The organism is Lyngbya sp. CCAP 1446/10 (assembly GCF_026130175.1).
Taxonomy (GTDB): Bacteria; Cyanobacteriota; Cyanobacteriia; order Cyanobacteriales; family Microcoleaceae; genus Microcoleus.
In genome coordinates this window covers 1-23204 of the sequence record NZ_JAIGNI010000065.1, presented here as the reverse complement: position 1 = coordinate 23204, position 23204 = coordinate 1, and the positions used below count along the sequence as shown (strand labels likewise).

Genomic DNA, 23204 nt, shown 5'->3' with positions numbered 1-23204 from the left:
GTCTTTAAAACTTATGCGAGTGTTCGTCTTACTCTTCAATGCCCGCACCGAGAATGAGGGAATTCATACCATTCAACTCGGCTCACGCAACAAAGTTCTGATGTTTGAGTCAGAAGACGACGCGACACGCTTTGGCGTGATGTTGGAAGCCCAGGATTTCCCCGAACCCGCTGTCGAGGCGATCGACGATGAGGAAATTAAGGAATTCTGCGACAGTGTTGATTATGATTGGGAACTGGTACCGGCGGGCGCACTGGCGATTCCGCCAGAAGACAATGTAACACAGACTGAGTGGCAAGCAGAGGGGCAGTCGCAACCGGAGTCACAGCCGGAGTCGGATTCTGATGTTTCCCAAGACGAACTGGATTCTATGCGCCGCCGACTTGAAGGACTTTTGTAAGAGTCAGTTGACAGTTGACAGTTGGCGGTTGACAGTTGACAGTTGGCGGTTGACAGTTGACAGTTGACAGTTGACAGTTGACAGTTGACAGTTGGCGGTTGGCAGTAATCGGTACTCATTAGTAGATAGACTTGAATTGCAAAATATGAATAATTTGGAAGAACGGGGGCATCTGCTGACGGAACAGGTGAATCCCAACAGCGAGAATTTAGACCAACTTAGCTCGATCGAATTAGTGGACTTGTTCAACCGCGAAGATGCCCAAACCTTAAGTGCGATCGCCCGTGCGCGCGAACACTTAGCACGGGCGATCGACATCGCAGCCGAGTCTCTGCGTCAAGGAGGCCGCCTGTTTTACGTCGGTGCGGGTACTTCCGGGCGTTTGGGGGTACTCGATGCCGCCGAGTGTCCCCCCACCTTCTGCACGCCACCAGAACTCGTACAGGGCATAATTGCCGGGGGTGCAGGGGCTTTGGTGCGGAGTTCGGAGGATTTGGAGGATCGGGCCCAGGATGGGGCTGAGGCGATCGCCCACCGTCACATTACCAATCTGGATGTGGTTGTCGGGATTACGGCTGGGGGTACGACGCCGTTTGTGGCGGGTGCTTTACAGGCGGCGCGCCAGCGGGGGGCGAAAACTGTGTTTATCGCCTGCGTACCCGTGGAACAGGTTAATTTTGACGCTGATGTGGATATTCGGTTGTTGGTTGGCCCGGAAATAGTCGCGGGTTCGACGCGCTTGAAAGCTGGTACTGTGACCAAAATGGCTTTGAATATTCTTTCGACTGGCGTAATGGTGAAGCTGGGGAAGGTTTACGGCAATCGGATGGTTGATGTGGCGGTGACTAATCAGAAATTGCGCGATCGGGCTATACGGATGTTACAAGACTTAACTGATTTGAGTCGGGATGAAGCGGGTTTTTTGCTGGAAAAAAGCGGCAAGTCTGTCAAGCTGGCTTTGATGATGCACTGGACTAATTTGGAGAGGGAAGAGTGCGATCGAATTTTGGGCGAGTTTCAAGGTAATTTGCGATCGGCTGTAGCATCAATTAGTCAGTAGTCAGCAGTCAGTAGTCAGCAGTCCACTGTCAGCAGTCAGTAGTCAGCAGTCCACTGTCAACTGTCCACTGTCAACTGTCCACTGTCAACTGTCCACTGTCAACTGTCCACTGTCAACATCGATTCAAAAAATTGTGAAATCTCTTCAGTGGATCTGAGGTGATAAACACTTTTGGTATTTTGAGCGCGATCGACATACTCGCGATATTTGGGAGTCAAATACTTGTGACACAACCAAAGAGTGCGGTAACTATTAATTGAACTCTTCAAGATCGGACTTTTTTCCGGCCAGCCTTCTGGCGGTTTAAAGCTACCTGCAATCATCCGTTTAGTCACCCACCAGAAATGCACGTACAGCGGTAGATCGACAAAAACCAGACTATCCGCCTCGTTGAGTCGAAGCCAGAGGGTTTCCATACAACCAAACCCGTCAATAATCCATCGATCAGTAGCCAAAATTTGAGCGTGGGTACGCTTATATTGTTCATAGGGAATTTCAGCGCCCCCAGATTGATATTGAATCTTATCCAATGCGTAAATTGGCAAACCAGTGATTTCTGATAATTTCTTGCTGAGAGTTGATTTGCCGCCTCCAGTATTACCAAACACGGCTACTTTTTTCATACTTACTCCTTTTAGTTATTAGTTATTAGTCATTAGTTATCAGTTATCATTAGCAGACTAAAAGCTGAAGGTTGATCGAATTTGTAGCTTTCCAAAAAGTCAATTTCGGTAATTTGTGGCGCGATCATTGACGTTTTTGATAAATGCGATTAGGGTCATTATATATATTTATTGTTTGGCGATCGCTTGGATATTTTATCAGACAAGCGATCGCGACCCTGTATTGTCTGTCGATCGCTTTGTAAAATATCTGTCAAATCTAAGGCGATCGCTCCTTAGTTAAAAAAGCCGTTTCTGAAGCCAACGCACCTAGTACGAGACTGCTGGATACTCTACCCACCTTGAAATTTAAAACCGAGTCCTATGCAACCAAAGCCTAACCTTAACCTATACTCATCCTTGGGGCATCTCCCCTGGCTGAAAAAAAGCTACACTGCCAAAATTATGGTGGTTGCATTTTTAGGAACGCACGTTCCTTTGCTAACCTTAATGGTCTGGTTTCTTACCTCAAACGCTTACTCTGTAGAGACATCAGTCCGGGTTCTGCTGATTGCTCTGCTGGCGACATTAGCGGGTACGGCAGCAACGCTTTATACGCTACGCCACCTCCTGGTTCCGGTAATCTTAACCTCGGAGGCTCTACAAAACTACCTCGATACAAGAACATTGCCGAACTTACCCACAAAGTTTACTGATGAAGTCGGTACGCTGATGGCAAATTCCTCACAAACGCTTTACAAACTAGATGAATTGATTCATTACATTACCCACTACGATGAACTGACTGGATTGCCAAATCGTGACTTATTCTGCGATCGCCTGAATGAAACCCGATCTCAAAATCACTCACCCTTAGTCGCAGTGCTGGTATTAGGTATCGATGATTTCACAGGGATACGCCATGCGTTGAAGCCTGGGATATGCGACTTACTAATTATAGCCGTTTCCCAACGGGTGGTACAGTGCATAGATGGGTCAGATGCCTTGGCGCGTTTGGGCGACGGTGAGTTTGCGATCGCTCGCAGCGAACTCCCCTCGCTGGAGAGTGTGGTCAAGCTATCCCAACTCCTACTGAGTACGCTGACCAAACCTTTCTCTATAGATGGCCAACAGATCCACATCACCGGCAGTCTTGGCATTACATTGAACCATCTAGAAAATACGAATTCTGTAGAGAAACTTCTTCAGCAAGCCGACTTCGCACTTCATCAGGCAAAGCAGCAAGGGCGGAGTCACTATCAGTTTTATTCACCCGAAATGAACGTTCAGTTACAGGAGCGACTGGCCCTAGAAAATAGCCTGCGCGGAGCGCTGGAGCGTAACGAACTACTGGTTTACTATCAACCGCTGATCGACCTGCACGGCGGACGGGTGACAGCAACGGAGGCGCTGGTTCGCTGGCAGCATTCTACAGAGGGTTTGGTGTCTCCGGTAAAATTTATTCCGATCGCCGAAGCCAATGGCGAGATCGTGCCCATTGGTGAATGGATCTTGCGAACGGCTTGCGCTCAAAACCGTCGCTGGCAACTGGCAGGGCTGCCAGCCCTGCGGATTTCGGTGAATCTGTCGGCTCGACAATTTGAGCAAACGAATCTGGTTGAGATGGTTCGCCAAATTTTGGCAGAGACGGAACTCGAAGCTACGTATTTAGAACTTGAAGTGACTGAAAGTGCCTTGATGACTGATATTGAGCGATCGGTCACAATCTTAACGCAACTGCGAGAACTTGGCGTGTCCCTCGCCCTAGACGACTTTGGCACAGGTTATTGTTCGCTCAACTACCTGCAACGGTTTCCGGTTAATATGCTCAAGATCGATCGATCCTTTGTCAAAGATGTACTGTCTAACCCGAACAGCGCCACCATTACTGATGCGATCATTGCTCTGGCAAAAAGTCTGCGGTTAACGATCACCGCAGAAGGCATTGAAACCAAGGAGCAGCGTGACTACCTGCAAGCGCGAGGCTGCGATGAAGGTCAAGGGTTTTACTTCAGTCGCCCTGCTAACGCTGAGACAATCACCAAACTGCTAAAGGACTCGCTTGAGTCTGATGCAGAATCTATCGCTATTGCCACACACTTTTAACTTAATTGGCGTAAGTCCCACGCTGTAATTGTACTCAATTCAGCGCTGCGATATAAGCCAAACAAAGTCTATGAATTTCTCACAAAAAGATGGTATGATATAAGTGGTTGCGACCCACCCACTCGACTGCAAACAAGAGGCTACAGTAGCAGTAATATGCTTGGCCTTGGACAACTGCGAGAGAAAGGGGGAAAAGACAGACCGCTGGTTATTGGGATACGTCCCAATGTGAAATACAATCCAAGTTTGTCATACGAAATAGTTTTTTGCCTTGGGAAACAGGGCTTCTGCGTGGGTTCCCTACGAAGGGATAAAGGCTGTAAAGCCAGAGATGCTGTGTAAGACTTGGATCGTCTTTGGTGACGAATATTCAGCAATGGATATCCCCAACAGAGCAACGGCAAACGAGACACGAAGCCTACACGCTCACCGTAAGGTTAGTGTTAGGTATTTCACGCTGAACCACTAAAGCGCTCTTGTTTTTAGATTCCCGACTTATCCAAAATGTCGGGAATCTCGATATGCTGTTTTTTAGGCGTTAACAAAAACAGCAGATGTAAGCTGACTTTGACTGACACCCTGCACGATTCCTAAATAATTACTACCAGACTTAATCGCCGTAGAAGCGATGCTTGCGCCTCCATCCAACTGCAAACTCACATCTTCAAAAGTCAAGTTTGCAAATCCGATACCGTCAGTCAAACCAATCTTATCTCCGATCGCAAAATCGGCGATCGCATCCGCACCAATTAAAGTAGCCGAAGCAGACAAACCTCCTGCTAAGATAAACGTATCATTTCCAGCACCGCCGGTCAGAATGTCTTGGCCGCGATCGCCCGCCAACAAATCGTCCCCGTTACCGCCAATCAAGATATCGTTTTCTTTGCCGCCGCGAATAGTATCATTACCGTCAGATCCGATTAGTCGATCGTTATCGTTATTGCCGCTGATAAAATCATTGCCAACACCGCCATCAATTGAATCCGATTCTTTGCCGCCCAATAAGCTGTCATTCCCACCTGCGCCATTAATTGTATCAGCACCTTGCATTCCATTAATAATGTCAACACCATCTCCACCGATGAGATTATCTTTCCCAGAAAGGGCAAAAATTGGCAATCCCGCAGCAGTTGCAGGTATTTGAGAATCGCCACTATCTGATAGGAAATAATTGCCGCCGCTGGCTGTATTCTTCGGTGCTGTCGTCGGGCTGCCGTCCCCTGTAGCATTGGGTATGGGCGAAGTAATCGAGACTAATGTGCTGGGTGTTGGAGTTGGAGTTGGAGTTGGAGTTGGAGTTGGAGTTGGAGTTGGAGTTGGAGTTGGAGTTGGAGTTGGAGTTGGAGTTGGAGTTGGTGCGGGATTGACACTACCGTCAAGGGAAGTAGCAAAAACTTGCGTCCAGTAGTGATTGTAATTGACGCTGCCAGTATCGTTGGCTAAGAAATAGTAACCAATGCCAATCTCTTTCAGATTCGGGTTAAGAATGTTAGTCCGGTGGCCAGGGCTGTTCATCCACGATGATACAACTTGTTCCGGTGTAGACGATCCCGCAGCGATATTTTCTGCTGCCGAGCTGAATTTATAGCCCGTTGCAGTAATCCGACTTCCCATTGACGAACCATCTTTTCCGGTATGGGAAAAGAAGTCTTGCAGTGCCATATTTTGGCTCTGAGTTTGCGCGGCACTGAGTAATTGAGTATTTAAGGTTAGGGGGGGCAAACTTAATTTGCCGCGTTCTATGTTCGTGAGTTCTAAAACTTTATAAATAAAGTTTTGATTGGTTGTATTTGGTGCGATTTGAGAAGCCGATCGCTCTCCTGTTAAAATGTCCACAGACCGATCGCCGAAATTTTGTTGTTGTTCGAGCATGGGGATGATAAGTAGTTGTAAGACTTGACGAAAGCTGGTAGATTGCTTACTGTCTTAACGATAGTTTCCCCGATCGCAGCCTGGGCACGCTTCAATAATTGCGTTAATTCCTGCCACTTTTGTATCTTATTATAGCTATTCTCAAACTGCGGATGTCAAGATCCGGAATTTGGTTGGGAAAGGGCAGTGTGCGATCGCCTGTGGCATCAATACAACCCACATTCCCCACCCCCTTAGTGTCACACAGAATAATTACCCACAACCATCTTTTTTTAAAGTGATAAATTATACTCCATTATAATTTTTATCCGTTAATACACGTAAAAAATAATAATTTATAGTTTAATTGCTCGATCAAAATAAGTAAAAACCGATTGTGACAGTTGACAGTGCGGAATGTGGGATACGATTTTAGATTTTAGATTTTTCCTGATTAGTAAGGTTGATATTGCGCACCCAGTTCGCGGGTTGGGGGCTAGAAACCCGGTTTCTACGAGTTTGGCGTTTAGTTACGAAAAATATATGAAGAAACCGGGTTTCAGCAGATTAGCGATCGCGCGCCAACTAAGTTTTTAGTAGAAACCTCACCAAAGATTCTAAATTAATTCAAAATTTACCACTCAAAATTCACAATTTCAAACTATTCTCTTGTCCGACTTTAGCCTCCTGAGCAACTTGCTCAACGTCATCTTTGGCGAGAATTTCCAAAGCCGCCCCTGCTTCTGCGCCGCCCAACCGCCCCAAAGCTTGAGCGACTCTGTAACGGATTTGCCAATCTGCATTGGAAGCGTAGGGAAGCAGCAGAGGCAGCGCCCGTTTATCTCCCAATTCACCTAATGCACTAATGGCAATGGTTTGAATCAACTCGTTTTCAGAAGCCAGGGCATTTTCTAACATGGGAAATGCTTTTGGATCCCCCATTTCTCCCAAAGCTGCGACGATACTGAGTTGCACCAACCATTCAGATGTACTACTGTAAACTTGTTGCAAATCGTCTAAAGCAGCGGTTAATTTCAATGCGCCCAAAGCATCGGCTGCTGCTGCTTGTACGTCGGGTTCGGGGTCGTTATTCAGGCTGTTCCGCAGTACCTCTAAAGCGTTCGGCAGATTCTGGGTGCCGAGGGTTGACATTTGGCTGACTGCTGCGTATCTAACGCGGACGTTTTTGTCGCCGATCGCAATTTGAATCAAATTATAGGCGATCGCAGGTTCTAGTTGTCGCAGTTGGTTGACACCTCGCAGCCTTTCACCAAAATCCTCGGAATTTAGCAATTGTTCGACAGACTCAGGGTTAATGCTCATTCGATTTTAAATTTGGTAATTGAGAAGAAGGAAGAAGGAAGAAGGAAGAGGGAAGAAGGAAGAAATATTTCTGCGCGTATTCCTGACTTTTTACTCGCGAATCTAGAGACTTATTGCATAAATCTTTGATTGATAGGGAAGCCTGAGATAAACGCAAATAAACGCGGATAATTTCCCAAAAAGCGAGCGAATCAAAGCAATTAACGTCTTAGATAATTGGTGATTGCCAAACGTTGAGAGATTGAAGGAGCGATCGACTCATGTTTTGATACAATCCTTCAACTGCAACAATTAATTAAGATTCGGCCGCCATCGATCGGATAATATCTCCCCTAGTGAGGATGCCGATTAATTTGCCCGCAGTATCGACTACCAGCAATCGGTGGATGCTGCGATCGTGCATGAGTTTTGCAGCTTCTGGGACAGATTTGTCGGGTTCGATGGTAACTGGCTCTTTACTCATCGCTTCTCCTACTGTTTGTCCTAAAGCCTTGTGGAGTTCTCGCTCGTAACGACCTGGATTTTCTAGGTAAATCACGCTATCGAGTACCATGATGTAAGCGGGCGGAGTTACGCCGGTTTCGCGCCACATCAAGTCGGTTTCGGAGATGACTCCTACTAACAAGTCATTCTCATCTACGACGGGAAGACCGCTAATGTGTCGATCGGCTAAAATTTGAATCGCTTCATTTAAAGGCATTTCGGGGCGCGCCAAAATCGGCTCGCGGCTCATCAGATCGGCTACTGTTTTGGGCATGATTGGCGGTTGATTGAGTTTTTGCTCTACATCCGATCATATAGGGAAACCGTGACACCGATTGAAGAAAGGCAGCTCTGCTGAAGCGATTTGCGATCGGGTAGAAGCCAGGAAAAATTTTGAATGCCATAATTTGAAAGGTTTTTGCGATCGCATCCTGAAATTCTGCCGTTTGTGTGACACAGGCGGGCGATCGATCTGACAACATTGTTAAAATATGTTAAACAGCAGATAAATCCTTACCGATGCCAGAATTTCCAGCCCCAGAAGCAGATACCCAATCAGAAGCGCGCTGTGTATTAGTTTGCCAGTATCAATCTTGCCTGAGACACGGTTCAGCAGCAGTGCTAGCTGCTTTTGAAGCCCAACCAGTCCCAGGGGTGACTGTTCAGGCTTGTAGCTGTCAGGGACAGTGCAACACGGGCCCGACTGTGCGAGTCACTCCAGACGAAATCTGGTATTGTCGAGTTAAACCGAGTGATGTACCCTTGATTGTGGAAGAGCACCTCAAAGGGGGAAAACCTGTAGAGGCGCTGTTCAATCCGAGAATTCATATGCGTTATTATTATTAGTCTTGACTTGATTCGGTGAAACTTTCAAGCTCTGGCGCATCTAATAGACCTCTTGCTTTCATTCGCTTTCCAATCAGGAAATTATCTGCGTTTATCTGTGTTAATCTGCCTTAAATCTGCGGTTTTTGTATTAATCAAAAAATCATAAAATCTTATCTATTATGGAAATTACGCTTTGAAAATCAAACGAATTGCAGTTAGTTTGTTCATGCTAATTATCGGATACACTCCGCAGGTAGTAGCTCAAACGCCTGCGGTGGCTGGGGATATTTGTCCTGGAGATTTGGGGGCGAAAGTTGATGCGATCGCCAATCGTGCTGAATTTAGCCGATCGCGCTGGGGCATTTTGATTCAACCGCTATCATCTACCGCGACTCTCTACAGCCGCGACGCCACCAAATATTTCATTCCAGCATCGAATGTCAAGCTGCTAACCACGGCGGCTGCTTTGCATAAACTCGGTGCGGATTTTCGGATTAAGACATCGGTTTACAGCGGCGCAAATGGGAGTTTGTACGTTGCCGGGAGGGGCGATCCGACCATTGGGGAGGCTCAGTTGAAGGACTTGGCGCAGCAGTTGAAACGGCGCGGAGTCGATCGAGTAAACGAGTTGATTGGTGATGACAGCTATTTTCAAGGCAGTGCAGTCAATCAGAATTGGGAATGGGAAGACGCGCAAGCTGGCTATGGCGCGCCGATTAACAGTTTAATTTTTAATCAAAACGCGATCGAGCTTGTGTTGTCCCCGCAGGCGATCGGGCAACCTCTGAAAGTCTCTTTTGCTGAACCAAAATTAGCAAATCAGTGGCAAATTCAGAACAATTCACTGACTGTATCGCAAAACGAATCCGAGTTTATTGAAGTTGGCAGGGAGTTCGATCGAGCCGCAATTCGAGTTAGCGGACAGTTGAAAGTTGGTGCAGAATCGGAATCAGCTTATGTCGCAGTTGTCAATCCCACGAATAACTTTTTGCAACATTTTCAGCAAGTTTTGGTGGCTGATGGAATTCCTGTTAAACAAGCTTTAATTACATCTAATTTTCGCAATTTTACTCAAGAATTGGCAGCAGTTGAATCGCCACCGCTGGCGGAATTGGTTAAGGAAACTAATCGGGAAAGTAACAATCTTTATGCAGAAGTTTTATTAAGATTGTTGGGGAAAGTCACAGGCAATATGCCTGTGCCACAAGAGGATACAGATGAAATTGGTTTGAAGGAGTTAAAAATAGCTTTAACTCAATTAGGGGTAAATCCAAACAGCTACATATTAGCTGACGGTTCGGGACTTTCGCGCCACAATTTAATTAGTCCCGAAGCCTTGGTGCAAACTTTGAGATTGATGGCTAATTCACCTGCTGGATCTATCTACCGCGCCTCGTTGCCGATCGCTGGCGAAAGTGGCACTTTGAAAAATCGCTTAAATCTTACACCAAACCGCGTAATTTTGCAAGCAAAAACAGGAACTTTGAGCGGAGTTTCGGCGCTATCGGGATATATCGAAGTTCCGAATTACGAGCCGCTGGTGTTTAGCATTATTGTCAATCAATCAGACCTGTCGGCTGCAAAATTGCGATCGGCAACGGACGAAATTGTGTTATTATTGAACCGCCTGCGTCGCTGTTAAAACAACAGACTTAAGGTGAGAAAGTTAAGCTCAGTAATTACACTTAAAAAACCGGACACGACCAAACCGTACAAGTTTTAAGTTTAACTACATTCCTGCGGCGGGGATCGAAAAGCAGCTACAATAAAAGCAGAAGAATTAAAACCATTGGGTCGTTTGGGCCTGCTAACAGTCGGCGGGTTCTGTACTTCCCGAAAATAAGTCTAACTTTGCAACTATGAAGTCTTTAGATTCCGAACAGCAACACATCTTTGTCGAAACCAACAACATCCGCCTGCACTGCGTTTCCCAAGGAGAAGGGGAGCTTGTTCTGCTGCTGCACGGGTTCCCAGAGTTTTGGTACTCTTGGCGCCATCAAATCCCTGCTTTAGCGCGTCATTTCAAGGTTGTGGTACCGGATTTGCGGGGCTACAACGATTCGGATAAGCCGACAACCGGTTATGATTTGGATACGCTGAGTGCTGATATTCGCGGTTTGATCGATCGCCTCGGCTATACAAAAGCGCACATTGTCGGTCACGATTGCGGCGGTGCAATCGCGTGGCATATAGCTCAAAAATTCCCCGAAAAACTCAACCGCTTAGCAATTTTAAACGCTCCGCACCCGCAGCGATTCGTGCAAGAAATGGCAAGCAATTTAGACCAACTCCGGCGCAGTTGGCACATTTTGGCTTTTCAGGTTCCCGGCATCCCCGAATGGTTGATCCGGCAGAATTTGAAAAATTTTGTGCAAAATATTTTTCAGGGTCAAGCTATTCGCAAAGGAGCTTTTAGCGCTGAGGAAACTAAGATTTATCAGACTGCTTTAGAAAAGCCGGGAGTCTTAGCTGCGGCGATGAATTATTACCAGCAAATGTTTCACCCGCAGCGGCTTTGGCATTGGGCGCAGAAGTTAGAACCTGTGACAGTGCCTACTTTGGTGCTTTGGGGAGAAGAAGATGCGTTTTTGAGCCACACACTTGTAGAAGGTTTAGATCGGTTAATTACGGCTCCGTTTAAGTTGAAATTAATCCCTAATTGCGGTCACTGGGTTCAGCAGGAAGCGCCGCAAACGGTGAATCGAGAATTACTGAATTTTTTGAGGAATTCTTCTCCTTTTTTGGCTTTGGCCTAGAAAAAAATTAACCCTTGTAAATAAGAATGGGCAAGATGCCCGTTCCACAAGAACATTAAATTTTTGTGGAACGGGCATCTTGCCCGTTCTTAATATCTGATGCACCCTACTTATTTATTAGTCCCAGAGCAAATTTTCTTGGATCAGCAGTGCAATCATCGCAGTTCTCGAACAAACACCGAGTTTGATAAAAATCCGCCTCACGTAAGTAGCAACCGTCCAGTGACTGATATTTAAATTTTTGGCAATACATTTGTTTGGCAGGCCTTGAGCTACTAATTGCGCGATCGCCCTTTCCCGTGGACTAAGGCTAATTTCCGGTTTGTAAATTGTGCTTTGCATAGTTTTGCAGTGCAGTGACGAGTGAAATTTTTAATCAATTAATGGTAGAATCCCCAGTTTTTCTCGAACTTCAGATAAAGGAGTTTCCCAGTCAGATGCAACTTCCCAATCAATTAGCCGATCGGCTAATTTTCCGTGTTTTAAGCCTTTGATAATTTGTCCGATCGCGCATTTGCCACTTAGCAATCCAACTAACACTAAAATCGCACAGGAAGGACGAAATACTTGAGCGCGAGTAAACGCTTGAAGTACAAATTCATCTTCTGCAGAAGGCGAAAGACCTGTGAGAACGTGCCAAACGTCGTGGTTTCGTTGAATCCAGTCACCAGATGCGATCGGCTCAAACCCTTGTTTGTCTAAAAATCGCGCCACTTCGCACCCTAATGTTCCTGCTGGCAGTTGGCGCAATTTTTCCAAGTCTATTTCAAAATGTCGATCGCTCTCAATTTGAGGATTAATTGTTTGAGCCATCTTTAATATAACTCCTAATTGACCGTCAGCCATAATTTATTCTCGCTCCAACAATGATTTAAGTTTCTTAAAAATTAAATTCGCGTTTGTCAAGTTCATTTTTGCGCTGAATCAAGACGACTTTTTTTACACCCTCAGCTTAGAAATCGTACTTTCTATCACCGCAATTGGCTTTCCGGAGCTTTAATATTTCTTTACAAACAGTCTCAGATTTGCAATCTGCCAGTTGTCAAAATCGCGTTAGTGTTAGTTACCGCAACTTGACCCACCGGGAAATATCCGTAAAATCCACAGTATTTAGCGGTGATTGGAACTCCTTTACTTACGTATATAAATTTATTCTGCTGCTAAGTATTTGCACCTGCAATGAGTCAGAAGTTGAAGGGTGCAAAACGAGGGAAATGGGTGCTAGCAAGTGAAGAGAGTTGAAAAGACGTGAAGTAGGGTGAAGTAAACAGTTGACAGTTAACAGTTGATAGTTGACAGCTTGCCCTGTAGCAATATTATTCGCAGGGTGTGTCGCCATTAAAAATTTCTGAATTAAAATCGACTTTTCGAGTAGCGACGCACCTCAATAGCTCTCGGTGACAGAAATTTCCCTGGGCGATCGCACTTGGAGCGAGCTAGTATTTGAGGAGATTAAATTCTTCAATTTTGCCTTTAACTGAGACGTATTGACCAGTGCGCTGTCGCTCAAATGAGTGACACTCGCTTGCATCGACTGGTAAAGTATGGGGCTGCTAGCTATAAATAAAGTAGAAGTTTATAAAATGTATTGCCATAAAACGAGTTAATCTTTGGTTTTCAGCAGGAGTTTTGGCATTAATTTGGTGCGGTGCTGCTAGCGCTACAACTTATATTAATCCCAACGGCAAAACTACTTTAAACCTGTCAGAAAAAGTAAACAATCCTAACGGTTTTTATTTTACAAAAGTAGGCAATCGCGATTTTTTTGGCAATATTAAAATTACCCGTTCCCAACAAGCAGCAGGCTCTTACTATTACAATGGAACTTTCAAAGACATTTCGACTGGGCCCCAATACCTCTCGGTTAAGGAAATTGGGCCAGGCTCAGGCTAACGAGTTTACAAGTATTTCAGGAGATTAAATCCTTCAATTTTGTGCTTAACCGAGAGGTATTGGACTGGGCCCGGCAAAACAATTGACATCTCCCCTCGCCTTTTCAGGCTAGGGAGATGTCAAAGCAGCAATTATGCAATAGTAGGTTGGATTTCTGTACATTGAACCCAACCTACTATTGCTAATAACTAATGACTAATCACTAATGACTAATCACTACCAAAGTTAGACTTCTTCCAACTCTTCTACATCCTGATCTTCATCAACATCCTCATCCGCATCAACATCAACATCAACATCAGGATCAACAGGAGCGACAGAATTAGCAGAAACTACAGCACCAGTCTCAAGTTTTTCCCGTACTAGCCGCTCGATCTCATTTTTGAAATCGATATTTTTCTCCATGTGTTGAATCACTTTGTCACGTCCTTGAGCAATATTTTCGCCGTTATAGCTATACCAAGAACCTTTTTTCAAAATCACTCCCATTTCGTCTGCCAAGTCAGTCAGACAGCCTAAAGTCGAAATGCCTTTGCCAAATACAATGTCAAATTCGGCAATGCGGAAAGGCGGAGCAACTTTGTTTTTAGCAACCTTAACTTTGGTGCGGTTGCCGTATTCTTCAGTACCTTTTTTCAAGCTTTGAATGCGGCGAATGTCGAGCCGCACGCTGGCGTAGAATTTGAGTGCGTTACCGCCGGTTGTTGTTTCGGGGTTGCCGTAAGTTATGCCGATTTTCTGCCGCAATTGGTTGAGGAAAATCACGGTACAGCCTGATTTGCCGATGTTGCCGGTGATTTTGCGAAGTGCTTGACTCATCAAGCGGGCTTGCAAACCCATGTGGGAGTCGCCCATGTCGCCTTCGATTTCGGCGCGGGGGACGAGGGCGGCTACGGAGTCAATGACTACGATATCGACGGCGACGGATCGCACGAGTTGATCGACAATTTCTAGGGCCATTTCGCCGGTATCCGGCTGGGAAACTAAGAGATTTTCAATATCTACGCCTAATGCTGAGGCGTAGGTGGGATCGAGGGCGTGCTCGGCATCGACGAAGGCTGCGATACCGCCGGTTTTTTGGACTTCGGCGATCGCGTGGAGCGCTAGAGTGGTTTTACCGGAACTTTCGGGGCCGTAAATTTCAATGACTCGGCCTTTTGGCAAACCGCCGCCCAAAGCAATGTCCAGTGTCAGGGCTCCGGTGGGGATGGTTTCTACCCTCATGCGAGTGGAGTCTCCCAATCGGACGATCGCCCCTTTGCCAAAGCTGCGCTCGATTTGGGACAGTACGGAAGTTAGGGCTTTTTGCTTTTCTGTGTTTTCAGTAGTTTTTGTAGAAGCTTCTTTTTTTGCCATTTTCGGTACGCGGGTAGACCCCTTGCGGAGCTTGTTGATTAACTGTACAACACGTATGTTAGCAGTTATTTTTGGGGTCTGGAGGTTCTGGGAGGATTTGGTTTAAGATTCTTGATTTTGGGGTGGTTCAGCCTGAGCCAGCTTCCAGAAGGCACTCATGTAGAATGTATTCGGCATCCGGCAGAGGGTAGAATTATTGTCGGTTGGGGTATAGCGGTTCTCAAGCGTGGTGAGGTATGCCCTATGCCATATCCCCTATGCCATATCCCGGAAGCGTACCTAATATGAGAGCTCGAAAGGCTATATATACTGGTATCGATCGCTCGCTTGAGTAAGGTTTAGCATGGTCTATAGTTCCTCTGGGACGATCGCCACAATTAGGACAAGCATGGCATCTACAACACATCAAGACAGATCTGTTAATCCCAAAATTCCCCAAAATTCCCGGTTGCTGATCAGCTTATTGGCGATCGGCATTTTACTAGGAATCGGATTTCGGTTCTTCGAGCTCGATCGCAAACTTTACTGGCACGACGAAGTTTACACATCAATCCGCGCCGCAGGTTTCACCAGGCAAGAAATCGACGACGCACTATTCCAAAACCGAATTATTCCCGCACCAGAATTGCAGAAATATCAGCGGATCAAACCGGGAAGTACAGCAGCAGATACAATTCGTTCTTTAGCACTAGAAGACCCACAACATCCGCCTTTGTACTTTCTCATGGCTCGTTTGTGGATGCAGCAATTTGGCAGTTCTCTAGCAGCATCCCGCAGTTTGCCAGCAATATTGAGTTTGCTGTCACTGCCTTTGATGTACGCTTTAGCTCAGGAACTTTTCGCCTCAAAAAATGCGGCCTTAGTAGCAACAGCACTGTTAGCTTTATCTCCCTTTGACATCTTGTTTGCCCAGACAGCAAGGCAGTACAGTTTTCTGACAACCGTAGTTATTGGCAGCAGTTGGCTACTGTTGAGAGCAGTGCGGTTGCGGGGTTGGCAAAATTGGGCCTATTACTCGCTGGCGATCGCGATCGGCTTATACACTCACCCTTTCTTCAGTTTAACACTGATCGGACACGGAGTTTTTATAATTGCTTGCTGGCTGTTTGTCAAACAAAGAAAATTGCGAAGTCATTTAACTAATTCTCAATTTTTCTTGGCAGTAACAGCAGCTTTAATCTTATATCTGCCGTGGATTTATGTGCTGGCGACCAATCTCCAACGAGCCTCAGCTACGACAGATTGGACGCGAGTAAATCCGGGTTGGCTGTATTTAGCAAAATTGTGGACTCTCAGCTTTACAGCCTTATTTTTTGACTTCGACTTAGGCTTTGACAATATCTGGACTTATCTGCTGAGATTGCCATTTTTGCTGTTAATTGGGGCAGCCCTTTACCAAATCTGCCGCCAAACTAGCAGTTCAACTAAGCTGTTTATTTTAACATCAATTTTTGTACCTTTTTTGATGCTGGCTTTACCGGATATCATTCTAGGTGGCAAACGTTCCGCCGTCAGCCGCTATCTAATTTCGTGCTTTCCGGGAGTACAGCTAGCAGTTGCTTGCTTGCTCGCAAGTAATGTGAAAACTCAGCAGCGGTTTTGGCAAGTAGTTTTAGCCGGGGTATTTACAGCAAGCATAGCATCCTGTACGATCAGTGCTGTTTCTGATACTTCGTGGAGCAAAGACTTGAGCTATTTTAATGCTGAAGTTGCGAGAAATATTAACAAAGAGGCGATCGCTAATCGATCGATTAAAGATACAATAGTAATTAGTGATCGCGGTAACGACTTTACTAACATGGGAGATTTGCTTTCCCTGAGTTATTTGCTTGACAAAGATGTACGGCTGATGCTGCTGAGCCAGTCGCCAGATCTGGAAATGCTGAACAGATATTCTGCTCCTCTGGTATTCCGCCCTTCGGAAAAATTGCGATCGGCATTCAAGCAAAATCAACGGCGGCTAGAACCTATATTGGAATATCCCAGACTTTTTCGAGTGCGACGAGCTTCTTAAAGTAACTTGACATAAATTCGCGATCATCCCCGGTAGGGTGCCCCGGAAAAAACTGTTTGACTTACTTCAGGTATCTGGGCTGACGCACCCTACATCTACATCTATTTAGGATAACGAAATGCAAAATATAAATAAATCCGATTCCGAACACTCGCAGAAGTTTCGCAATCTTCAGACAGAATTGCGAGAACGTTGGCGAGAAATCGAAGAATTCGATAGCGGAGATTGTGACATTATCGTCATTCCTTCTCTTAGTTTAGATCAGCAAGAAATACTGAAAGTTGAGGGTGCTTACCACTACGAAGAGCGGCATTTATTTTCATTGATTCGCCTGCGAAATCCCCGCACGCGCTTAATTTATATTACCTCGGAGCCACTGCACCCGATGATTGTGGATTATTACCTGCAATTGCTCCCAGGTATTCCATTTTCTCACGCGCGCGATCGGCTTTTGCTGTTTTCTACTTATGATGCTTCTGCCAAACCTCTTACCCAGAAAATTTTGGATCGTCCCCGCTTGATGGAGCGCATTCGTCAAGCAGTGCGGCCGACAAAATGTTATATGGTTTGTTACAACTCGACGCATTTAGAACGCGAATTATCTGTTAAATTGGGTATTCCTCTGTGGGCGAGCGATCCTGATTTGTTATACTGGGGAACAAAAAGCGGCAGCAGGCAGATTTTCAAAGAAGCTGGCGTGCCTTATCCTGACGGTTCCGAGTTAGTTTGGAATGCGGAAGATTTGGCGGAAGCTGCGGCCGAGTTGTGGGAAAGGCAGCCGGATTTGCAGCGGATAGTAATTAAGTTAAATGAAGGTTTTTCGGGGGAAGGAAATGCAATTTTGGATCTAAAACCGATCGCGAATCAAGCACCTCAAGAAAGAGTTAAAGCAATTGGCGATTGCTTCCACAATTTGCGATTTCAATCCACAGGCGAAACCTGGGAAAATTTCAGCAGTCGCATTCCCGAATTAGGGGCAATTGCCGAAGCATTTATCGAAGGATCAGAAAAGCGATCGCCCAGTGTTCAAGGTCGAATTGTTCCCAGTGGCGAAGTAGAAATCCTCTCAACCCACGACCAGATTTTAGGAGGCCCAGACGGTCAAATTTTCTTGGGTTGCCGATTTCCGGCGGATGAATCCTATCGGCTGGCGCTGCAAGAATCGGGATGGAAAGTCGGGAAAAATTTAGCTGAAAAAGGTGCTTTGGAGCGATTTGGAGTGGATTATGTTGCCGTCAAGCAATCGGACGGCCAATGGGATCTTCAAGCAATAGAAATTAACTTACGAAAAGGAGGTACAACTCATCCGTTTATGGCTTTGAAACTGTTAACAAACGGTCGCTACGAGCGAACTACCGGATTATTTTACAGCCAGCAGGGCCGTCCGAAATATTATGTGGCTTCGGACAATTTGAAAAAGGAGCGGTATCGGGGATTATTGCCGAATGATTTGATGGATATTATTGCTGACAATCAACTCCACTTTGACAGCGGTACTGAGACGGGGAGTGTGTTTCATTTAATGGGTTGTTTGTCGGAGTTTGGCAAACTTGGATTGACGAGTATCGGCAATTCGCCGCAAGAAGCGGAGGATATGTATAACAAGGTTGTGAAAGTGCTCGATCGCGAAACTTCATACTAAATCCCAAGCAGTCATTGGTCAGTAGTCATTAGTCATTGGTCAGTAGTCATTAGTCATTGGTGATTTAAGCTAATCACCAAAGCACAGGGGATTTAAGCCCCCACCTTTAGGTGGATTGTTTTTAGGCTGGGGCTTAAATCCCCTGCCTAAAAACTTCGCACTCATCTGTCATCTGTCAACTGTCAACTGTTAACTGTTAACTGTTAACGCAGGTTTTACGCTGCGGAATTCTAGGTTGTGGCTAATTTTTAGTGGGATAAAGTGGCGTGGGATCGATCGACCCTGTGCGGTTGAGAGGCCAAAAACGGACGATCGCCCTACCGATGATATTTTCCTTGGGTACAAAGCCCCAATAATGGCTGTCACAGCTTGCGTTGCGGTTGTCGCCGAACACCAAGTAAGAATTTTGAGATACAACTACAGGCCCGTAGGGATAATTGGGAATTTCTTCAATATACTTTTCCTGTAGCGGCTGCTTGTTGATAAAAACTTTTCCCTCTTTGACTTCCACAGTATCCCCCGGAAGTCCGATTACTCGCTTGATGTAGGCATCTTTGATCGGTGGCGGCTGTCCCGTGCACAAACTCGCCGAATCGGGAGGCATAAATACGATAATATCTCCTCGGTGCGGATCTTGGAATCGATAGCTCACCTTGTCTATGATTAATCGATCGTTAATTTGCAAGGTTGGGAGCATCGAGCCAGTAGGAATGTAGCGAGCTTCAGCAACCAGGGTGCGGATGCCAAAGGCTAAAAATGCTGCTAAGCCGATCGTCTTAATTCCTTCTATCCAAGGATTCTCGGTATCTTGCGGTGGTTTTTCGTCGGCTGACTTGTCTAGACGAGTCATAAGTATTTAAGTCACTGGGCTAAATACAAATTATAGACTTAATTCGGAATTTTTTGAGGAAATCTGCAAAATCTTTGTGGGCAGGGGGAGTTTTTGTATTATCTGGTTGAGTCAAGTACATCGAGGATCACTCTAGAAGTTACAAATTTTCCGAAACTTAGTTATAGTCATTACTATTTTTAAAGCTATTTTAATGGTAAGATTTGTCCATGCTTCTACGCACATTAGTGATTGAATTATAGCTTATGCCGACCACATCAAGTTTGTTAATCCGTCGCGCTCGCATTCTGTTACCCGATGGCGAGTTTTTGGTAGGGGACGTGCTAATTAGCGATGGCAAAATTGTTCGAGTTGCTCCTGAGATTGTCGCAGAGGCCGATCGCGAAATAGATGCGATCGGCTTAACTCTGTTACCCGGAGTAATTGACCCGCAGGTACACTTCCGCGAACCAGGTCTGGAACACAAGGAAGATTTGTTTACCGCTAGCTGTGCCTGCGCTAAGGGCGGTGTGACATCGTTTTTGGAAATGCCCAATACGCGACCTCTGACAACAACGCAAGCTGCTTTAGATGATAAGCTAAGCCGTGCTGCTGACAAGTGTTTGGTCAATTACGGCTTTTTTATTGGGGCCACGCCGGAGAATTTGCCGGATTTGTTGGATGCGAATCCGACTCCGGGGATTAAGGTGTTTATGGGTTCGATGCACGGACAGCTTTTGATGGATGGAGAGGAAAATTTAGAGCGAGTTTTCTCTAAGGGCGATCGATTAATTGCAGTACACGCCGAAGATCAAACTAGAATTAATCAGCGTCGTCAGGAATTTGCCGGCAGTACCGATTTAGCAGTCCACTCGCAAATTCAAGACAATCAAGCAGCCTTGTTAGCCACTCAGCTAGCCGTAAAACTTTCTAAAAAATATCAACGCCGACTGCATATTTTGCATCTTTCAACTGGCGATGAAGCCGAGTTTTTGCGACAAGAAAAACCGAGTTGGGTAACAGCGGAAGTAACGCCACAACATTTGTTGTTAAATACCAGCGCCTATGAGAAGATTGGCAGTTTAGCTCAGATGAATCCGCCATTGCGCGAACCCCGCGATAACGAAATACTTTGGCAAGCTTTACTCGACGGCGTAATTGATTGTATCGCCACAGATCACGCGCCGCACACATTAGCAGAAAAAGCTCAAGAGTATCCAAATAGCCCGTCTGGAATGCCCGGAGTAGAAACTTCTTTGCCTTTAATGCTGACGCAAGCAGTCGAGGGAAAATGTACTGTAGCGCAAGTTTCTCATTGGATGTCGGCGGCAGTTGCTAAGGCTTATAAAATTCCCAATAAAGGGAAAATTGCTCCAGGTTTGGATGCAGATTTAGTATTGGTAGATTTGGACCAATACCGCCCGGTTGTCGGATCAGAAATGGCTAGCAAGTGCGGCTGGAGTTCCTTTGAAGGTTGGAATTTAACTGGATGGCCTGTGGTGACGGTTGTGGGAGGAAAAGTTGTTTTTGAGAACGGCAAGTTGGATACAAATGTCAGGGGAGAAGCCTTGAGATTTGACGATGAGAGATAAGAATCGGCGGTTGAAACCGCGACTACACAAACTAAGTCCGCCTCCGCGGACTAAAGAATCAGGTCGGATTTAAGCGGTAGGGTGCGTCAGTTTGGAAATTGTAAATTATCACGAAAAATGTTGTTCTGACGCACCATTTATTCCGGGCTTGCGTCAGTTTTGAGATTGTGAGATTGTCGCGACAATCTCACGCTTCTGACGCACCCTACTTCACTCCAAAACTGACACCAAAATTTGTGCTAAACTTATAAAAGCATATTCCCTTATTGTCAAGGCGATATTACCTATGCTCCAAGAATTAGAAACACAACTTCTTGCCTTAACTCCGACCGAGAAATCTGAAGCAATACGGCTGTTAACCCAAAGTTTAAGCAATAGCTGGCCAGGAATAACCAAGACTCCCGGAGTTTGTGGTGGCGATGCTTGTATTGCCAAAACTCGGATTCCAGTTTGGGGACTGGTAGAGTCTCGCCGTCTGGGTATCACTGAATCAGAACTGCTAAATGACTATCCTCATATTAGCGCTGCCGACTTAGTGAATGCTTGGAGTTACGCTAATGCAAATCTTGATGAAATTGAAGCAGCCATCAAAAAAAATGAGGAAGCTTGAACTATGGTGCGTATTTATGCGGACGAACATTTCCCGCGCATAGTTAGCGAATTCTTGCGAACTGTGGGTCACGATGTGTTAACAGTTCAAGAAGCAGGAAATCCAAATCTGGGAATTCCCGATCCAGAGGTGCTAGAATTTGCTACGAGTAACGATAGAGCTGTTTTGACATTAAATAGGTTTGATTTCATCGGACTGCACAAACATCAGCCAAACCATGCGGGTATTATTGTTTGTAAAGATGACAGAGATAGAAATCGGTTGGCAATACGCATCACTGAGACTATTTCAATGGAAGAAACTTTGAGGGGAAAATTGATTCGAGTCAACCGCCCGCCGCAGTAAGTACGCATAAGCGGAGCTATCCCGTAGGAAATCGCCCTTTTTCAATTTTCCCATTGCCTATCCAATAAATCGCCATTCCCCATCACTTCAACTTGCCACTCGTTATCTAGATAACTCAAAGAAATTTACAAACAAATCTCTGGTTGATACTGTCTCCAGGACAGCGCCAAAAAATTGTGCTAAAACAATCAGAATATATTCCCTTATTGTCAAGGCGATATTACCTATGCTCCAAGAATTAGAAACACAACTTCTTGCCTTAACTCCGACAGAAAAATCTGAAGCAATACGGCTGTTAACTCAAAGTTTAAACAATAGCTGGCCGGGAATTACCAAGACTCCCGGAGTTTGTGGTGGCGATGCTTGTATTGCCAAAACTCGACTGCCCGTTTGGCTGTTTGTGAGTTTACGCAGTCAAGGTACAACGGATGCTGAAATTCTGCAATTTTATCCTTATTTGAATGCTATAAATTTAGTCAATGTCTGGACTTATGCTGAGGAAAATTCAGAAGAAATTGCCACAGCACTCAGAGAAGAAGCAGCAGCAATGATGCAGGAAGTATAATTTATGGCACGTCTTTATGCAGATAAACAGTTCCCGTTTCCTGTTGTGGCATTGCTGCGAAATTTTGGTCACGATGCCCTGACTATTCAAGAGGCAGGAAATGCTGGAGATGATGACCCGGAAGTATTAGCTTTTGCTGCAAATAACGATCGCACGGTGATGACGCAAAATCGCCGGCATTTCATACGCTTGCACGCTGAACAACCTAACCATTCTGGCATTATCGTATGTACAGATGACAAAAATCTAGAAAGATTGGCAACACGCATTAATGATGCTATTGCTGGTGAGGAAACTTTGAGGGGAAAATTGATTCGAGTCAACCGCCCGCCACAGTAAGTGCGTGAAGCGTAGCTATCCCGCGCGTGAATCGCACTCGATCAATTTTCCCATTGCTAATCCAATAAATCGCCAGCGCCAATTACTTCAATTTGCCGCCCGTTATCTAGATAACTCAAAGAAATTTGCAAATAATTCTCTGGTTTGTACTGCAATCTTTCTGCCCATTCGATCGCCACAATCCCCAAATCCCTTTCTAATCCGTCCCAATAACTCTCTAAGTGCAAGGCTTCCGCTTCTTCGGGTTCCAGTCGATACAAGTCTAGATGGTACAGTGGAACTCGCCCTGCAAAATACTCGTTAATCAGGGTGAAAGTAGGACTTTCCACAGGTTCGGAGATTCCCAAACCTTCGGCTATACCTTGCACCAAGGTAGTTTTGCCTGTGCCTAAATCTCCTTGTAATAAGATTACAGTCCCGGCGGGGAGCGATCGACCTAACGCCATACCAAACTTGCGCGTAGCCTCAAAATCTGGCAGCAAAGTTTTCATTTCATTCATTAGTCAGTAGTCAGTAGTCAGTAGTCAGTAGTCAGTAGTCAGTAGCCTCCCCATCTCCCCATCTCCCCATCTCCCACTCTCCCCATCTCCCCATCTCCCCATCTCCCCAT

Annotated in this window: 24 protein-coding genes; 15 read left to right on the top strand and 9 right to left on the bottom strand. The window is 45.6% G+C overall.

Annotated elements, in window-relative coordinates; genetic code table 11:
• The first annotated feature begins 13 nt into the window (after positions 1-13).
• Together K4039_RS22390 and murQ are read left to right on the top strand one after the other, a co-directional pair.
• Positions 14-400 carry a DUF3110 domain-containing protein gene (locus K4039_RS22390; protein ID WP_265238676.1) on the top strand — a complete coding sequence of 129 codons (387 nt, stop codon included), beginning with the start codon at positions 14-16 and terminating at the stop codon, positions 398-400.
• Positions 401-545: 145 nt separating this feature from the next.
• Positions 546-1460, top strand: coding sequence for an N-acetylmuramic acid 6-phosphate etherase (gene murQ / locus K4039_RS22385; RefSeq protein WP_265238674.1), 915 nt, complete (start codon positions 546-548; stop codon positions 1458-1460).
• Positions 1461-1558: 98 nt separating this feature from the next.
• On the opposite strand, the gene K4039_RS22380 is transcribed toward murQ, so the two are convergent.
• Positions 1559-2083, bottom strand: a complete 525-nt coding sequence (locus K4039_RS22380; protein WP_265238672.1) for an isopentenyl transferase family protein — start codon at positions 2081-2083, stop codon at positions 1559-1561.
• 363 nt (positions 2084-2446) lie between these two features.
• Between K4039_RS22380 and K4039_RS22375 the strand changes: the two genes are divergently transcribed.
• Positions 2447-4168, top strand: coding sequence for a bifunctional diguanylate cyclase/phosphodiesterase (locus K4039_RS22375; RefSeq protein WP_265238670.1), 1722 nt, complete (start codon positions 2447-2449; stop codon positions 4166-4168).
• A 531-nt stretch (positions 4169-4699) separates the two neighbouring features.
• Here K4039_RS22375 and K4039_RS22370 read toward each other — a convergent pair.
• From K4039_RS22370 to K4039_RS22360, 3 genes are all read right to left on the bottom strand, one after another.
• Positions 4700-6040: a CAP domain-containing protein gene (locus K4039_RS22370; protein WP_265238668.1), complete on the bottom strand. Its 1341-nt coding sequence runs from the start codon at positions 6038-6040 to the stop codon at positions 4700-4702.
• A 627-nt stretch (positions 6041-6667) separates the two neighbouring features.
• A complete protein-coding gene (gene nblB / locus K4039_RS22365) occupies positions 6668-7342 on the bottom strand; it encodes a phycobilisome degradation protein NblB (protein WP_265238666.1) in 675 nt (224 codons plus the stop codon).
• A gap of 295 nt (positions 7343-7637) precedes the next feature.
• Positions 7638-8099 carry a CBS domain-containing protein gene (locus K4039_RS22360; RefSeq protein WP_106333204.1) on the bottom strand — a complete coding sequence of 154 codons (462 nt, stop codon included), beginning with the start codon at positions 8097-8099 and terminating at the stop codon, positions 7638-7640.
• A gap of 61 nt (positions 8100-8160) precedes the next feature.
• Here K4039_RS22360 and K4039_RS22355 point away from each other — a divergent pair, with 61 nt between their 5' ends.
• From K4039_RS22355 to K4039_RS22340, 4 genes are all read left to right on the top strand, one after another.
• Complete coding sequence (locus K4039_RS22355) at positions 8161-8301, top strand: hypothetical protein (protein ID WP_265238665.1); 141 nt, start codon at positions 8161-8163, stop codon at positions 8299-8301.
• A 43-nt stretch (positions 8302-8344) separates the two neighbouring features.
• Positions 8345-8671, top strand: coding sequence for a ferredoxin (locus tag K4039_RS22350; protein ID WP_265238664.1), 327 nt, complete (start codon positions 8345-8347; stop codon positions 8669-8671).
• A gap of 181 nt (positions 8672-8852) precedes the next feature.
• Positions 8853-10295, top strand: a complete 1443-nt coding sequence (gene dacB / locus K4039_RS22345; protein WP_265238684.1) for a D-alanyl-D-alanine carboxypeptidase/D-alanyl-D-alanine-endopeptidase — start codon at positions 8853-8855, stop codon at positions 10293-10295.
• 217 nt (positions 10296-10512) lie between these two features.
• On the top strand, positions 10513-11409 hold the full coding sequence (locus K4039_RS22340; protein ID WP_265238663.1) for an alpha/beta fold hydrolase: 897 nt from the start codon (positions 10513-10515) through the stop codon (positions 11407-11409).
• 117 nt (positions 11410-11526) lie between these two features.
• Here K4039_RS22340 and K4039_RS22335 read toward each other — a convergent pair whose 3' ends face one another.
• Together K4039_RS22335 and K4039_RS22330 are read right to left on the bottom strand one after the other, a co-directional pair.
• Entirely contained in the window at positions 11527-11751 is a 225-nt protein-coding gene (locus K4039_RS22335) for a response regulator transcription factor (RefSeq protein ID WP_265238661.1), read from the bottom strand.
• Between the two features lie 30 nt (positions 11752-11781).
• A complete protein-coding gene (locus K4039_RS22330; RefSeq protein WP_265238659.1) occupies positions 11782-12255 on the bottom strand; it encodes a Coq4 family protein in 474 nt (157 codons plus the stop codon).
• Between the two features lie 783 nt (positions 12256-13038).
• Here K4039_RS22330 and K4039_RS22325 point away from each other — a divergent pair.
• A complete protein-coding gene (locus K4039_RS22325) occupies positions 13039-13302 on the top strand; it encodes a hypothetical protein (protein WP_265238657.1) in 264 nt (87 codons plus the stop codon).
• Between the two features lie 225 nt (positions 13303-13527).
• On the opposite strand, the gene recA is transcribed toward K4039_RS22325, so the two are convergent.
• Positions 13528-14658 (bottom strand): recombinase RecA, encoded by a 1131-nt coding sequence (gene recA / locus K4039_RS22320; protein ID WP_265238656.1) that lies wholly within the window; start codon positions 14656-14658, stop codon positions 13528-13530.
• Positions 14659-15001: 343 nt separating this feature from the next.
• Here recA and K4039_RS22315 point away from each other — a divergent pair, with 343 nt between their 5' ends.
• Both K4039_RS22315 and K4039_RS22310 read left to right on the top strand, forming a co-directional pair.
• Positions 15002-16672, top strand: coding sequence for a glycosyltransferase family 39 protein (locus K4039_RS22315; RefSeq protein WP_265238655.1), 1671 nt, complete (start codon positions 15002-15004; stop codon positions 16670-16672).
• A 118-nt stretch (positions 16673-16790) separates the two neighbouring features.
• Entirely contained in the window at positions 16791-18314 is a 1524-nt protein-coding gene (locus K4039_RS22310; RefSeq protein ID WP_265238654.1) for a peptide ligase PGM1-related protein, read from the top strand.
• 241 nt (positions 18315-18555) lie between these two features.
• Here the strand turns inward: K4039_RS22310 and lepB are convergent, their stop codons facing one another.
• The gene (gene lepB, locus K4039_RS22305) at positions 18556-19164 is read right to left on the bottom strand and encodes a signal peptidase I (RefSeq protein ID WP_265238653.1); all 609 of its coding nucleotides are present in this window, start codon (positions 19162-19164) and stop codon (positions 18556-18558) included.
• A gap of 245 nt (positions 19165-19409) precedes the next feature.
• On the opposite strand from lepB, the gene K4039_RS22300 reads away from it, so the two are divergent.
• From K4039_RS22300 to K4039_RS22280, 5 genes are all read left to right on the top strand, one after another.
• The gene (locus K4039_RS22300) at positions 19410-20735 is read left to right on the top strand and encodes a dihydroorotase (protein ID WP_265238650.1); all 1326 of its coding nucleotides are present in this window, start codon (positions 19410-19412) and stop codon (positions 20733-20735) included.
• 286 nt (positions 20736-21021) lie between these two features.
• The gene (locus K4039_RS22295) at positions 21022-21345 is read left to right on the top strand and encodes a DUF433 domain-containing protein (protein WP_265238648.1); all 324 of its coding nucleotides are present in this window, start codon (positions 21022-21024) and stop codon (positions 21343-21345) included.
• A 3-nt stretch (positions 21346-21348) separates the two neighbouring features.
• Entirely contained in the window at positions 21349-21690 is a 342-nt protein-coding gene (locus tag K4039_RS22290) for a DUF5615 family PIN-like protein (protein ID WP_265238647.1), read from the top strand.
• A gap of 226 nt (positions 21691-21916) precedes the next feature.
• Positions 21917-22255, top strand: coding sequence for a DUF433 domain-containing protein (locus K4039_RS22285; RefSeq protein ID WP_265238645.1), 339 nt, complete (start codon positions 21917-21919; stop codon positions 22253-22255).
• Between the two features lie 3 nt (positions 22256-22258).
• The gene (locus K4039_RS22280; protein ID WP_265238643.1) at positions 22259-22594 is read left to right on the top strand and encodes a DUF5615 family PIN-like protein; all 336 of its coding nucleotides are present in this window, start codon (positions 22259-22261) and stop codon (positions 22592-22594) included.
• A gap of 56 nt (positions 22595-22650) precedes the next feature.
• Here the strand turns inward: K4039_RS22280 and tsaE are convergent, their stop codons facing one another.
• Positions 22651-23085 (bottom strand): tRNA (adenosine(37)-N6)-threonylcarbamoyltransferase complex ATPase subunit type 1 TsaE, encoded by a 435-nt coding sequence (gene tsaE / locus K4039_RS22275; protein WP_265238682.1) that lies wholly within the window; start codon positions 23083-23085, stop codon positions 22651-22653.
• Between the last annotated feature and the right edge of the window lie 119 nt (positions 23086-23204).